Source organism: Ahrensia marina (assembly GCF_001293565.1).
Lineage (GTDB): Bacteria > Pseudomonadota > Alphaproteobacteria > Rhizobiales > Rhizobiaceae > Ahrensia > Ahrensia marina.
Genome location: NZ_JXMU01000007.1, coordinates 128,994 through 142,968, shown reverse-complemented (window position 1 = coordinate 142,968; position 13,975 = coordinate 128,994). Strand labels below are relative to the sequence as shown.

13 protein-coding genes are annotated in these 13,975 nt (G+C 49.6%); 2 read left to right on the top strand and 11 right to left on the bottom strand.

The window, feature by feature from the left end; genetic code table 11:
* Positions 1–2: 2 nt before the first annotated feature.
* The 10 genes from tsaB to SU32_RS05965 form a co-directional block, all read right to left on the bottom strand.
* On the bottom strand, positions 3–674 hold the full coding sequence (gene tsaB, locus SU32_RS06010) for a tRNA (adenosine(37)-N6)-threonylcarbamoyltransferase complex dimerization subunit type 1 TsaB (protein WP_053998444.1): 672 nt from the start codon (positions 672–674) through the stop codon (positions 3–5).
* A gap of 58 nt (positions 675–732) precedes the next feature.
* Positions 733–2,712 carry a beta-galactosidase gene (locus SU32_RS06005; protein WP_053998443.1) on the bottom strand — a complete coding sequence of 660 codons (1,980 nt, stop codon included), beginning with the start codon at positions 2,710–2,712 and terminating at the stop codon, positions 733–735.
* A 17-nt stretch (positions 2,713–2,729) separates the two neighbouring features.
* A complete protein-coding gene (locus SU32_RS06000) occupies positions 2,730–3,596 on the bottom strand; it encodes an SMP-30/gluconolactonase/LRE family protein (protein WP_053998442.1) in 867 nt (288 codons plus the stop codon).
* A 2-nt stretch (positions 3,597–3,598) separates the two neighbouring features.
* Entirely contained in the window at positions 3,599–4,237 is a 639-nt protein-coding gene (locus SU32_RS05995; RefSeq protein ID WP_053998441.1) for a 2-dehydro-3-deoxy-6-phosphogalactonate aldolase, read from the bottom strand.
* Positions 4,238–4,250: 13 nt separating this feature from the next.
* Positions 4,251–5,192: a 2-dehydro-3-deoxygalactonokinase gene (locus SU32_RS05990; protein WP_053998440.1), complete on the bottom strand. Its 942-nt coding sequence runs from the start codon at positions 5,190–5,192 to the stop codon at positions 4,251–4,253.
* Positions 5,192–5,959: an SDR family NAD(P)-dependent oxidoreductase gene (locus tag SU32_RS05985; protein ID WP_053998439.1), complete on the bottom strand. Its 768-nt coding sequence runs from the start codon at positions 5,957–5,959 to the stop codon at positions 5,192–5,194. The genes SU32_RS05990 and SU32_RS05985 overlap by 1 nt, the downstream gene beginning before the upstream one ends.
* Before the next feature lies 1 nt (position 5,960).
* Complete coding sequence (locus tag SU32_RS05980) at positions 5,961–8,114, bottom strand: alpha-galactosidase (RefSeq protein ID WP_053998438.1); 2,154 nt, start codon at positions 8,112–8,114, stop codon at positions 5,961–5,963.
* A 5-nt stretch (positions 8,115–8,119) separates the two neighbouring features.
* A complete protein-coding gene (locus tag SU32_RS05975; RefSeq protein WP_053998437.1) occupies positions 8,120–8,971 on the bottom strand; it encodes a carbohydrate ABC transporter permease in 852 nt (283 codons plus the stop codon).
* Position 8,972: 1 nt separating this feature from the next.
* Positions 8,973–9,914, bottom strand: a complete 942-nt coding sequence (locus tag SU32_RS05970; RefSeq protein ID WP_053998436.1) for a carbohydrate ABC transporter permease — start codon at positions 9,912–9,914, stop codon at positions 8,973–8,975.
* A gap of 131 nt (positions 9,915–10,045) precedes the next feature.
* Complete coding sequence (locus tag SU32_RS05965) at positions 10,046–11,284, bottom strand: ABC transporter substrate-binding protein (protein ID WP_053998435.1); 1,239 nt, start codon at positions 11,282–11,284, stop codon at positions 10,046–10,048.
* 231 nt (positions 11,285–11,515) lie between these two features.
* Between SU32_RS05965 and SU32_RS05960 the strand changes: the two genes are divergently transcribed.
* Positions 11,516–12,301, top strand: a complete 786-nt coding sequence (locus tag SU32_RS05960) for an IclR family transcriptional regulator (protein WP_082376487.1) — start codon at positions 11,516–11,518, stop codon at positions 12,299–12,301.
* 25 nt (positions 12,302–12,326) lie between these two features.
* Positions 12,327–13,409 carry an ABC transporter ATP-binding protein gene (locus tag SU32_RS05955; protein WP_053998433.1) on the top strand — a complete coding sequence of 361 codons (1,083 nt, stop codon included), beginning with the start codon at positions 12,327–12,329 and terminating at the stop codon, positions 13,407–13,409.
* 60 nt (positions 13,410–13,469) lie between these two features.
* Here the strand turns inward: SU32_RS05955 and ptsN are convergent, their stop codons facing one another.
* Entirely contained in the window at positions 13,470–13,934 is a 465-nt protein-coding gene (gene ptsN, locus SU32_RS05950; protein WP_053998432.1) for a PTS IIA-like nitrogen regulatory protein PtsN, read from the bottom strand.
* Positions 13,935–13,975: the final 41 nt, after the last annotated feature.

Sequence of the window (13,975 nt, the reverse complement as noted above, 5' to 3'; positions counted from 1 at the left end):
AGTCAGGTCACCGCTGCATAAGGCAGAGCAAAGTTTGCATTTATTTTTGCATCTGCGGAACGCAAATATAGTGGTTTGGGTGGCAGAGTGCTCGTCGCACCCAGTTTTGCATATGTCTGTATATTGCCCGTGGCCCGATCAAAACCGGCAACAGCACGGGCTTCATCAAAATCATCTGCGGCATTCCCGATAAAAGAGTGCAGATTTTCTAAGGGTTCACACATTTTAGAATCACCAGCATCGGTAATAATAAAGGGAGTCTGATCCTCATCGCCTGCCTTTGAAAATTTTTGCGCAAATATCTGCCCTCTTCCCCCTTTGAGAAGCACAGCAAAATCGCCAATAGGAGCTTTAGCAAGATACTCATCGGCAATAGCGCTAAAGGTTGTCACGCCCACCACAGGAACTTTGACCGCAAGAGCGAGCCCGCGGGCTGATGCAACTCCGACCCGAATACCGGTGAATGAACCTGGACCAACGCTCACCGCGACCCTTGTCAAATCCTGCGGCGAAAGCTGCGCATGCGTGAAGCACGCGTCAATAAGATATAGAAGACGCTCGGCATGGCCCCGGCCCAAATCCTCACTTTTTTGTGCAAGCACTTTTTGACTGTGCGGATCATAAAGGCAGGCAGCGCAAAAGTTTGCAGCGGTATCGATGGCAAGAATAGTCATGTCCCTGACTAAAACGCTTTTGCCATCTCAACAATAGACTTAAAGGCCTAATTGAAAATTATAATCGAAAAGCTGTCACGCTGCGCGGCACCAATTTGACTTCACCAAATTCGAGCTCGCTGCCTCCAATAATCTCACTGCAATCCACGGTTTCAGGCCCATAATTAAAAATGTAGCGGATACCGTTATTGTCACGCAATCTTATATCCCGATGTAGTCTTTCGGCGACAATGCCGGCCTTTTCCAAAGCAGTCTTGATGATATGATCAGCCAATGGCGCATTGGGTCTGCCTGCCAAATAAATCATGCGGTCATTTTCAAAAACGCCATCATGGCCGTCTTCAGAGCGCATTGAAGCTGAAACCTCCTCTCCAGCCGTGACAAACTCACGCCAGCCTTCAAAGGCAAAATCATCCTCTAAAGGCACCGGAGACGTTGGCGGACGGCTTTCAACGCGGGTAATTTTAATATCCATCAACTCGCGTAAAGCGCCCGGCGGTAGATCCTGAACGATCTGGAAGTTCTCATCCTTAGAGCCTGAACGCGGACCGGCTAAAATCGTGGCCTTGCTGCTTGCAAGCGCCTCGGCCAATTCATGTGAAACATTAAACATACCGGGCATGACAAGCAGTTTACGGTTCGCGATCGCTTCCTTTGTTGCCGGAATAACATCAGCATTGATGCCGTACCTTCGCAGTGCACGATAATAGCGCATGATCAGTTCGATATAGGAGAAATCCCTGCCCTGCGGTTGGATTTCCCACGCCCACTGGCTTTCATAATCAAACACCAGCGCAACGTCAGCGCGTTCGACCTGCGCTTTAGCCTCCATGCTTTCTAAAAGCTTGGAGACCTTTTCACAAACATGGTAGCCTTCGTTAAATTCACCATTCGGCAGCAACAACGCTTCATGCATTTGCTCTTGCGCAAATGATGGCTGACGCCAACGGAAATAACTGACAAGTTCTGCCCCTGCAGAAAACGCCTCCCAAGCCCAAAGCTCTACCGCGCCCGGATATGGCGCAGGATTATATGGTGCCCAGTTTACCGGACCGGGTTGTTGTTCCATCACCCACCAGCGGCCGTCGGCTGCGCCATTTCGCTGCTGCCCGCAGGCGCGGTAAAGATCATGATGAAACGCCTGCAAATCAGGGTCTCCGACACCCAGATAGCGTGCTTTATTTTCATCATCGGAGCTGTCGCGGTCAAGAAAGCCGATCGGATAGCTGTCCCACGTGGCGATATCCAGATCTTCACTGACAGCATAGTGATCGAAATCCGTGTAAGACCCCATAAAATTGTGGCCGATAGGCGCACTGGAATATTTGCGGATGATGTCTGTTTGCAGCTTGTTGAATGATTTCACCTGATCGGATGAATAGCGCCTGAAATCCATCAAATGGGACGGGTTGGCTTCCGTTACGGTCAGATTTGGCAACTCAACTTCATCAAAGCTGCGGTACTCCATAGACCAGAACACATTCCCCCAAGCGCGGTTCATCGCATCAGGTGACTGGTATTTTTGTGCTAGCCAATTTCTAAAACCTTTCAGAGCGGCCTCAGAAAAACTGATAACCGTATCATGGCAGCCATATTCATTATCGGTCTGCCAAGCGATCAGCGCAGGGTGGTTTCCATATCTTTTTGCGAACTGCGTTGTAATGCGCGCGCACTCTTTGCGATAGTCCTCATGCGAGAAACAATAATGACGGCGGGAGCCAAACCCACGCACGTGCCCGTTTTCATCAACCGCCAACATGTCAGGCATCTGGTCAACCAACCATTTGGGCGGCGTTGCCGTTGGCGTACCAAGAACGACTTTAAGGCCATGACGGTGCAATACCTCAAAGCTGGCATCCAGCCAGTCGAACCTATATTCACCGGGATTTGGCTCTAACTTGCTCCAAGCAAATTCACCAATACGCACATGAGTGATGCCCGCTGCAACCATAAGGCGCGCGTCTTCGTCCCAGCGGCTTTCCGGCCAATGCTCTGGGTAATAACAAACTCCGATTGTTTGCTTAGGCGGGTTCACCATGATTTGTTTCCTGAAGTTTAAATACGCACCAGAGGCTCAAATTTTGCAGGTACCGAGACATCGAGCACAAAGGTCTTTCCGGCATTCGGATCATCTGCCTTGTCGGCTTCGCTCATACCTTCAAAAGCGCTTGTCACAGCAATCCTGCCATCACCAATAAATACCGGACAGGTCAGTTGCTTCGCATCAACTTCGTATGTTGCCTTCAACTGACCGTCGCTTGAATAGCAATTGACACAGCCTGCGCCCCAAAGCGCAATCCAGATATTGCCGTCAGCATCAACAACGCCCCCATCAAGCCCGCCTTCTTTATCCTTGTGGTCAACGAAGATTTCAGGTTCAGCATTCGGTATGCCTGTGCTTTGCTCAACGCTTACCTTCATCAATTTATCTGTCACGGTATCGGTATAATAAGCCGTATTGCCATCAGGTGAAAAACATATCGCGTTGGGAATCGTGATATCGCCGTACAGCTTCGTCAATGTCCCGTTATAATAATGATATATTGTACCGGCTTTTTCCTGTGCCTTTTTGCCCATCGTTCCCAACCAAAACGCACCGGAAGAATGAACGCGGGCATCGTTGGAGCGCGTTAATGGATTATCAGCTTCAATTGGTGCGATGCTTGTTAGTTCACCAGACTTTTCATTACGCTTCCAGAGTCCGGTTTCTGTAAAGATCACATCATTCTCATCATCAAGAACAGCCATGGCGCTTGCCATTTCAGGCATATCAACAACGCTTTGTTTACCCGATGCAAAATCGTGCTGATAGCGTTTCTTCTCGAGAATATCGAACCAGAAAAGCGTGTTTCGGCGTGTGCAGTAAAATGGGCCCTCACCCAAAGTACAGCGATGGTCGGAGAGAATTGATGTTTCTGTCATGATCAGCCGAATACCTCATCATATGCAGCGACAGTTTTGATCGCGCGTTCACTAATTTCATCGGCAGAAAGGCCCGGTTTGTAAATTGATGAACCCAAGCCAAAAACCGAAATTCCGTTTTCGCCATAATCTGCAAAATCCACGTCGGATACTCCACCAACGGCTCCGACTGTAATTCCTTTGGGAAGGACCGCCATCATGGCCTTGATCCCGTCCGCACCAATGACGCTGGCCGGGAAAAACTTAAGCCCCGATGCGCCGAGCTTGATGGCCTTAAACGCCTCTGTCGGAGTAAACACACCGGGCATTGTTACCATTTTATGATGGGCGCAACGCTCCATAACCGCCTCGTCGATATTCGGTGACACCATCAATTTACCACCGGCATCGGCCAGTTGATCGACATTCTCGGCAGTCAGAACAGTACCCGCACCAATCAGGCATTTATCGCCATGTTTGGCCGCAACCTTTTCGATCGATTTAAACGGATCAGGAGAATTAAGCGGTATTTCCAGCGAACCAAATCCGGCTTCAATCAATGCAACAGCGATTGGCTCAATTTCATCCGGTTTCACGCCGCGCAAAATAGCCACCAAGCCGCGTTCCATGGTCGGCCATTTGGCCGTTACATTCGTGGTCATTTAATCAACTCCATTAAATTGTATTAAAGCGCTCCGGCCAGATCAATCGCGCAGCATGGGCAAGGCCTGCAACTGCAAGTTCATCGCCGCTCACTATTTGAGAAGACAGTCCAGCAATCTTGAGGGCTGAGGTATATAGCGCTCCCAGATGACCGCTACCCACTAGCGTCACCGTCCCTGTATCACCAAACCGTGCTTTGGCTCCGGCAATATCCTGACCGATGATTGTCCCTGAAATAAACGCGGCGGCATCGTCATTGTTTAAATCATGCAGCAAACTTTTGGGGCGCACTGAAAACAGCCTGTTTAAGACCGTTGCCGGTTCATCAAGGCTTTGCTTAACACCCTCGACAAACATGTTGCCATCGGCATTAATATCTCCGCCTGCACCGTCAAGTGCATGTTTGAGGACTGATGCTGCCCCAAGCGCTGCAAACAGTTCACCGCTGAGCGATGTAAAGAAATCCAAGACACGCTGTTCTTCAACACGCACCCATTTGGCATGGGTTCCCGGCATACAGACGAGCCCTGAAAGAGCATTCCCCATTTGGTCTGCGAGACCTAGTAGTTGCGTTTCCTCAGATCGCATCACATCCGCGTTTTCCGTGCTTCGATTTGCAATGCCGGGTAATATGCGTATGTCGCGCGCTGTATTTTTGATCTTTACGGCGCCTAAAGCCGGATCACCAATATTGCAGGGCACAGAAACATAGGGCGCTTCCTGCCATCCCTGACGCGAACCAACCATGCCGCACATGATGGCAGGAATATCATCCGGCACGCCAAGAGCTTTGAGATGTTGATCCATCACCGCTGCGAAATCATTTTTCGCCACGGTACGCATACCATCAGCAGACTTGCGGCAATCAAGTGCCTTGCCGGACCGGTCCAATGGCCACATTCTCAAATGTGACGTTCCCCAATCAACAGCAATGACGGCTGCGCGGTTATGCATCACAAAATACCACCATCTGCAATGAGAACCTGCGCTGTCACTGCACTGGCCGACTTTGATGCAAGAAACAGACAAGGCCCCGCCATCTCAACGGGCTGAAGTTCATGCCTCAAACTTTGTCTTTGCAGATTCGCAGCAACACCTTCCGGTGTAGCCCACAATTCCTTTTGGCGTTCGGTCATCACCCAGCCGGGAGCAACCGCATTTACACGAATCTTGTCTGGTCCCAACTTGCCGGCAAGACCTTTGGTTAAGCCAACCACACCGCCTTTTGACGCTGTATAAACCGGCATATCACCGATATTGAGCATGTATGACGTTGAGGTGAAATTGACGATGGCACCGCCACCTGCCGCTTTCATTCCCTCGACCACAGCCTGAATCGTGAAAAACTGGTGCCGCAAATTAATGGCAACGTTTTTGTCCCAATAGGCGGCATCGACATCTGCTATTTCATGGCGGTCATCCCATGCAGCATTGTTCACCAGAACTGTGATGGGGCCATGTGCCTCGACAGCTTGGTTTACAGCATCTTTTATCGCTGCCTCGTCAGCGAGGTCAGCTTTGATGTAAAGCGGTGATATGCCGTATTTCTCTTCAAGACTGGCACACAGTTTGCTGCTTGCCTTATCCGCAATATCAATGAATGACACTTTTGCCCCTTGCGCGACAAAACCTTCAGTCAAAGCTGCACCTATACCGGAACCGCCGCCTGTGATGAGAACTGAAGCGTCTTTCAAATCCGGGAAAATAGGAAATTGTGTCATTTTACTCTCCAACCTGCTCTATTGATATTGCCAGCCCGGTCTGAGCATAAAGTGACGGCAAACCCAAGCCGACAACAGCCAATGCAGCGCCTGTCAGCTCAAAACCATCATTAAAAATAGGGTTAGCAAATGAGCGATTGGCTTTTTTAACCTGCTCGGTCAGCATTTGGACACGCACTTTATATGCAGCCTTCTCATTGAGGCCCGGCACATATATGCGCGGGGGAATTGTTGAGCGAGGCCGTTCAAGCTGCATCAAAACCATACGCGCCTGATCCTGTTCTTTTGATACCGCCAAGGCACCGATCAAACCGTCATCTACAGTTCGCACGCGGTAAAACTTACCCGTATGCCATATCTTCCGGTCCTGTTTATGGCGCGCCACTGCATCACGCATAATTTGGCGCTCATCCTCCGACATTTTTGTCAGATCAGCCTCAATGCCCATATGTCCATAGCTGGCAACAAGCGCGCGAAAACCTGCGTGAAGTCCGCGCCCTGAAGTATGGCTCCAGGCAGGGCCGACATGCGCGCCCATTACCTCGGGAGGAAAGAAATGGGAAAAACCGGTTTGAATACGCGCGCGTTCAACAGAATCGTTTGAATCAGATGTCCAAAATCGATGAGTATGGGCCAACACTCCATAATCAACACGGCCACCGCCCGAAGCACAGCTTTCAATTTCCAATTCCGGAAAAGTTTCGAGGAACCGGTCCATAAGCGCATAAAGTGCCCCGGTCTGATTATAAACATTGGCGCGTCCCGACTGATCCCCCGGCAGCACCAGATCACGGTTCATATCCCATTTCAGATATTTTATTCCGTGATTTTCAATCAATGGCGCGATTGTCTCAAAAATATAATCACTCACCAACGGGTTAGCGATATCAAGCACCAATTGGTTGCGGCCTGTTATGTTGGGATAGGCGCTTAAGCCCAGAACCCAATCGGGATGTTTTCGAAACAGGTCGGAATTCTCATTGATCATCTCCGGTTCAATCCAGAGCCCGAATTCCAGTCCCTTGGATTGAACATATTCAGCCAACGGTCCAAGACCAGCCGGGTATTTGGTTTCATCGGGATACCAATCACCCAGGCTTGAGGTGTCGTCATTTCGGCCACGAAACCATCCGTCATCAAGTACAAAGCGCTCCGCACCAATATCGGCAGCGGCATCAACCAAAGCGCAAAGACGGTCATGCCGGTGATCGAAATAGAGCGCTTCCCACGTATTGACCGTCACCGGTCTTGGCTTGTCCGCTACCGGAAATTTGAGAATATTCTTGCGAACATGATGGTGGAATTTTTGACTAAGCGCGTTGAGGCCGTTCGATGAATGGGCAACAAAAATGTCCGGTGTTTTCATTGATTGCTTTGGTTCAATCATGCCTTCGCCGGAAAACAGCAATGCACCCATTTGCACCTGAACATCGCCCGTGGAAAGGCGCTCAAGGACAATTCGGTGATTACCGCTCCAGCCCAGATGCATACCCAAGCACGGACCTGACTCATCATCGGTTTTCGCATTCAGAAGTATAAGCCCGGGAAATGCTTCATGCGATGTCCGGCCGCGTCTGTTTTCGCGTTTGGTCAGCCCCATTGGTATCGGCTGGCGCTCGATCTGGAATTCTGCACACCACCGGCCATGAAAGGACAGATGCTGTGAATATTGCTGTGCAGGCACCACAACCGGTGCAGACAGCCAGTCGACTGAAATCGGAGCATCACCCACGTTGAACAGTTCTGCCGCAAAAACCGCAACATCGGTTTCCGGATCAAGATCGCAACTGATCTCCATTTCCATGCCACGTGCAGCATCAACCATGCCAAATGTCACACCGTGCGGCCGGTCAATACGCCGTGAAAAGATGAACTGTCCTGCCCAGCCAGGCTGATCACTTTTGACCCGATGTCCTATAAGGCCCGGATGGCCCAGAAAACCGCGCCCTAATTCGGGATGAAGGCTTATCGGAGAATTATCGTCCAGCGACCCATGTGTGACGGGTCGCGCATGGATATCCGTCAACACATCAAGGTCAATATCAGACTGCAGCTTTTCACCGTGGTAAATGACCACTGGAATACCGTCATTCCAAGCAAAGACGAGTGTCGTAGACCAACCGTCGAGCCGCAATGTATTCTCGTAGTTAGACAATTTGGTTAGCCTTTTGTCGCGCCAAGTGTGAGACCGGCGATAAAGTGTTTCTGCATCAGGAAGAACATGAGCACCGGTGGCACCGCAGCAAGAAGCGAGGCTGCCGACACCAGATGCCACTGGCTGACAAATTGACCATTCAGCGCGCGAACGCCCGCCGTAATTGGCTTGGAAGCCTCGCCATTGGTCAACACCGTCGCCCAGAAGAAATCATTCCAGATGAACGTAAAAATGAGCACAGACAATGCAGCAATCGCAGGTCGGACAAGCGGTAAGACAAGGTGCCAGAATATTCTGAATTCACCAACGCCATCAATACGCGCGGATTCGATCAGTTCCATCGGCAATGCCTTGATAAAATTGCGCATGAACAGCGTACAAAATCCGGTTTGGAAAGCAGCATGGAAAAGAACCAGTCCTGTGACTGTGTTGTATAGCCCTGTCTCCACGGACAACTGGCGAACCGGCACCATCAGAATTTGAAACGGCACAAAGTTTCCGGCAATAAATACAAAAAACAACGGTAATGCCGCTCTAAAACGGTAAATCGCCAATGCATATCCGGCCAGACATGCCAGCGCTACGGAGATCGCAACCGTCGGCAATGTGATTTTTATCGAATTTAGAAAATATGTGACCGCGTCTGATTGTGTGAAAACAGCTGTATAATTTTCAATGATTTGAAAGTCTGTCGGCCAGCCAAAAACATTACCCGAATTTATATCCGCAGCAGAGCGCACGGATGTCATAAAAATAGCCAGAAGCGGTAACAACCATATAAACAATGCAATCGGCAGGAAAATCTTATAGGCGGTTTGAACACCGACAGAAGATTTTTCGATAGGACGGGGAAACATCTCAATGACCTCCCTTTTCTTCCTGATACATTGACCAGAGAAAATAGCTGATAAACACTAGCATGATCAGGAACAGCACGACGGCGATTGCCGAACCATAGCCCATGCGGAACCCATATTCGGACAGAGCCTGCTCGTACATGAAGTAGGATAAAACATTCGATGAACCGTAGGGGCCGCCCTGTGTCATGATTGCGATCATGTCAAAGGAGCGCAATGCGCCGATCACCGTTACGACTATTGCAAGAAAAGTCGCAGGCCACAATTGCGGTAGGATTACATACCAGAGCATTTTCCAGCCCTTGGCCCCGTCGAGCCTGCCTGCTTCAACCTGATCGGGTGAAACATTATTCAGACCCGTTAAATACAGGATCATGCAATAGGCTATTTGCGGCCAGAGACCGGCGAAAATAATGCCGTAAGTCACATATCGCTCATCACCCAAAATTGAGGGTGGCGAAGCGTCAAACCAACCCCAGATTTCAGCAACAATGCCGAAATTCGGATTGTAGAACCATGTGAAAATCAGGCCGACGACAACTTGAGATATAACAAAAGGGAAGAAAAATAGCGATTTATATAGCCGCATACCAAAGACGGTCTGATTTAAAAATAAAGCGATGAACAAACCGGCAGGCACCGCCAGCAGAAACAGGAACAGCCATAAAAGGTTATTCCATAAGGAGGTATAAAAACGGTCGTCGTCCAGCAGCTCGATATAATTGCCAAGACCAAGCCATGTTGCTTCACCCAGACCGTCCCATTCATAAAATGAAATCCAGATTGACTGGAAGATTGGTAAAATCACATAGATGAGAAAAAAGATGATGGCGGGTGCTAAAAACAACCAAGGAGCAATAGCTAGGCGGTTTTTTCTGAACCAGCTACGATTATCTACTGCGGCAACGATATCCGCATTGTCTGTGCTCTCGACAGTAGACATTGAAACTCTCCCACACGATCTGCTCTTTCAGCCAAACAATTTGACGCATTTCAAATCAATGCACACTTTGTCTTGCTTGGCAGGAAGGGCGGGCTTTGAAAACGAAGCCCGCCGTGACTTGTCAAATGCGATTATTCGTAAACGCGCGCCTGAATCTTATCGAGACGTTCAAGAATAGCGTCCAAACGATCAGGTTTCACCATGAACTCCTGAAAGCCTTCCATGCCAGCTTTTGCCATTTCGGCAGGTGCATCACGGTCATAGAACTGTGCAAGTCCGGATGCCGTTGACACTGTTTCAAAGCCCTTCTGGATGAACTTGTCATCGGCAATCTCAGATTTTGAGTTCGGCGGCAACTGACCGATTGTCTTGTTCCACTCGGCCTGAATTTCCGGCTGCGCTATAAAGGACAGGAATTTCTTCGCATCTTCCTTATTCTTTGCATTCGAAGGAATGAACAAAGCATCAGCCGGTGCTTCTTCGGCGCGTGCCAAACCCGGCGTGATTTCAGGGAACTGGAAGTAATCGATCTGGTCTTCTGTCAGACCGGCATCCTTAAATGCGGCAACCGCAAAGTTACCCATCACATACATTGCAGCCTCACCTTTTGCGAATGGGGCGACAGCATCCTGCCATGACATAGTGGCGTGATTGTCAACAAATGAGCAGCGCTCCAACATTGTCTGCCAGTTTGCGAATGTTTCTTTAATGCGCGGATCCGTGTATTTCACTTTGCCGGCAGTCAGATCATTGTGAACTTCATAACCGTTTGTACGCAGGTTCAAATAGTCGAATACACCCGCCGCAGTCCAAAGAAACTTGGTGCCGATTGTAAATGGCGTAACGCCAGCTTCTTTCAGCGTATCACATGCTGTCAGCAGCTCATCCCATGTTGCAGGCACAGACACATTGTTATCGTCAAAAATGTCTTTGCGGTAGTAAATGCCCCACTGATAGTACGAATAAGGAACGCCCCACTGCTTACCGTCACGTGTCATTGTCGGCTTGATGGCCTCGAACGACGTTGAAAGATTAGGATCAGACGCCCAAAGATCTGAAATATCTTCAAACTGTCCAGCATCCACAAACGGCGCCATACGGTTACCTGGATACCAGGCAGTTACGTCCGGCGCGTCAGCAGATAGAAAGTTACGAATTGCAGTCTTGTGCGCTTCGCGGTCATTGATGTTGACGGTAACATTAACGTCCGGATTTGCCTTCTTAAAAGCTTCTACCGCTGCCTCGAAACCGGCTTTTGGCGCCGGATTCGGATCATCAAAGTTAATGACCAGATCACCTGCAGACGCCGTTCCCGTCATCAAAGCCGCAGCGGCGGCTGCTATGATTGTGGACTTTAAAAGAGATTTCATCTCAAACTTCCTCCCAAAAGAATATAGAGCGTGACCACCACGCATTTAATTCAGGCCTTTCGGCCCCGACCCTAAGCTTCGCCCAACCTAAAAAGCGAAACACATTTCCCAATCAACTATGTTCCAAATAATGGAACATCATTTGACTATGTTGAATTATTGGAATATACCTGCCATGATGTCAAGAGTTCGATACGGCCAGACAATGCCGCATCGGGTATGAGGGAACGAATGGCCAGTACGAAAATCGATCATGACACCGGAACACTCGGCAAGGCTGTTGCTGTATTGGAAGCAATTGCAGTATCGGACACGCCAATGCGGTTCCGCGACCTTACAAACTGCATTGATCAGCCGCGCGGAACCCTGCACCGCCAAGTTTCGAATCTTCTTGAAGAAGGTCTTCTGGAGATCAATGCGGATCAATCATATTCATTAGGGTTCAGGTTTTTGAAATTCGCTGCACGCGCTTGGAGCAGCAACGGTTTTCGCGAAATCGCCGAGCCTCACCTCAAAGCATTGCACGAGCTTACAGGTGAAACCATTCACCTTGGCATTTTGAAGGGCGCCGAAGTTATCTACCTTGATAAAGTTGAGTCACGGCAAGCAGTACGGATGCATAGCCAGGTTGGCAACTCATCCCCCTGTTATTGTACGGGAGTTGGCAAAGCTGGTCTTTCAGCTCTGCCCAATGCAGAAATAATAGCGCGTCTATCCGATGTAAATTTCAATCAGTTTACGTCTACAACACTGACAAGCCCGCAAGCCGTCCTTTCAGAGATTGACGAGATTCGTGCTAGCGGAAACGCATATGACCGGGAAGAGCACGAACCGGGAATTCATTGCATAGCAGCGCCGGTATTTACCGAAGACCGCAGTGTTGTTGGCGGATTATCTGTCACGGCTCCCTGCTATCGGGTGCCCGTCGAAAAATTAGAAGCATGGGCTGCAGATGTGCGTAATGCCGCAAAAGCCATCATGGAAGAATTACCAATAAAAATGGGACCACGCGCTTGAACAGCGCGTGACTGGAGGATCATTAATGACCAATGTTGTACTGAACAAATTAAAGAAATCGTTTGGCCCCGTCGACGTCATTCACGGCGTTGATCTGGACATTAAGTCAGGCGAATTTGTTGTATTTGTCGGGCCGTCGGGATGCGGAAAATCCACGCTTTTGCGTTTGATAGCGGGACTTGAAGAAGCAACCTCGGGCAAGATTTCCATTGGCGAGCAAGATGTTACCTATGTGGAGCCTGCCGAACGCGGTGTTGCGATGGTATTTCAGTCTTACGCGCTATATCCGCATATGACAGTGCGGGAAAATATGGGTTTCGGGCTTAAAATGATCGGTCACGACGCTAAATTTGTGGACGAGCGCGTGAAAAAAGCAGCCGAAATTTTGAAGCTGGATGCCCTTCTTGACCGCAAACCGAAACAGCTGTCCGGCGGACAACGCCAGCGTGTCGCGATTGGCCGGTCAATTGTACGCGAGCCGAAAGTCTTTTTGTTTGACGAACCGCTTTCAAATCTCGATGCAGAACTTCGCGTACAAATGCGCCTTGAGATCGCAAAGCTTCATAATGATCTTGGCGCCACGATGATTTACGTTACCCATGACCAGGTTGAGGCGATGACACTGGCCGACAAAATCGTTGTTCTGCGCGCAGGGCGTGTCGAACAGTTCGGCTCTCCCCTCGATCTATACAATGATCCCGACAACCAGTTCGTCAGCGGCTTTATCGGCTCCCCAAAAATGAATCATTTAAGCGGCACAATTACTGCCTATGCTGCCGGTAAGGCGACCGTCGAAATTGATGGCTTTAACGGCGCGAAAGCCAAGGTTCCTACGTCGACGAAACTGGAAAAAGGACACAAGGTTACATTGGGCATTCGTCCGGAGCACTTTACCGCGGATGGCAGCGCTCAACTTGATGTAAAAATTGACGTGATTGAGGATTTGGGCGGCGCATCATTTGCCTATTCCGGCGCAGACACGGCCGATCCTTTAACAATTCAGCTGCCTGAAGGACATTCTGTTGTGCACGGGAAAGCCACCACCGCATCATTCGATCCGGCGCGCGCTTTCCTGTTTGATGCGCAAACGCAAGAGCGTATCCGCTAAACAGTCATCAATTAAAAGCGGCCCTGATATATCAGAGCCGCTTAAGATACTTCCATAAAATTAGGCTGCGTTGGATTGGGCAGATTTGGTCAGCAGACTATAAATTGCATCCTCGCTTGATGCAGACCTAAGCGCCGCCAGGCGCTCAGTATCACGCAAGACACGCGCGATACGGGAAAGTGCTTTCAGATGATCCGCGCCAGCGCTTTCAGGCGCCAGAAGCAGAAAAGCGATATCGACGTCCTTTTCATCAAGTGAATCAAAGGCAACTGGTGTTTCAAGTCTGGCAAAGACACCAAATATCTTGTCGAAATTGTTAAATTTCCCGTGTGGAATCGCAATTCCGTTCCCCACACCTGTTGAGCCCAGCTTCTCACGTTGCAAAATCGTGTCAAATATTTCACGGGCCGACAGATTTGTCAGTTCTGCCGCCCGCTCAGACATTGCTTGAAGAAGCTGTTTTTTAGAGCTTGCTTTCAAGTCGATAACAACCGCGTCCTTGCCGAGGAATTCGCCAAGATCCATGTCACTTACCCTATTGTTTGTCAGCGCCCCGCCCTAAGGCA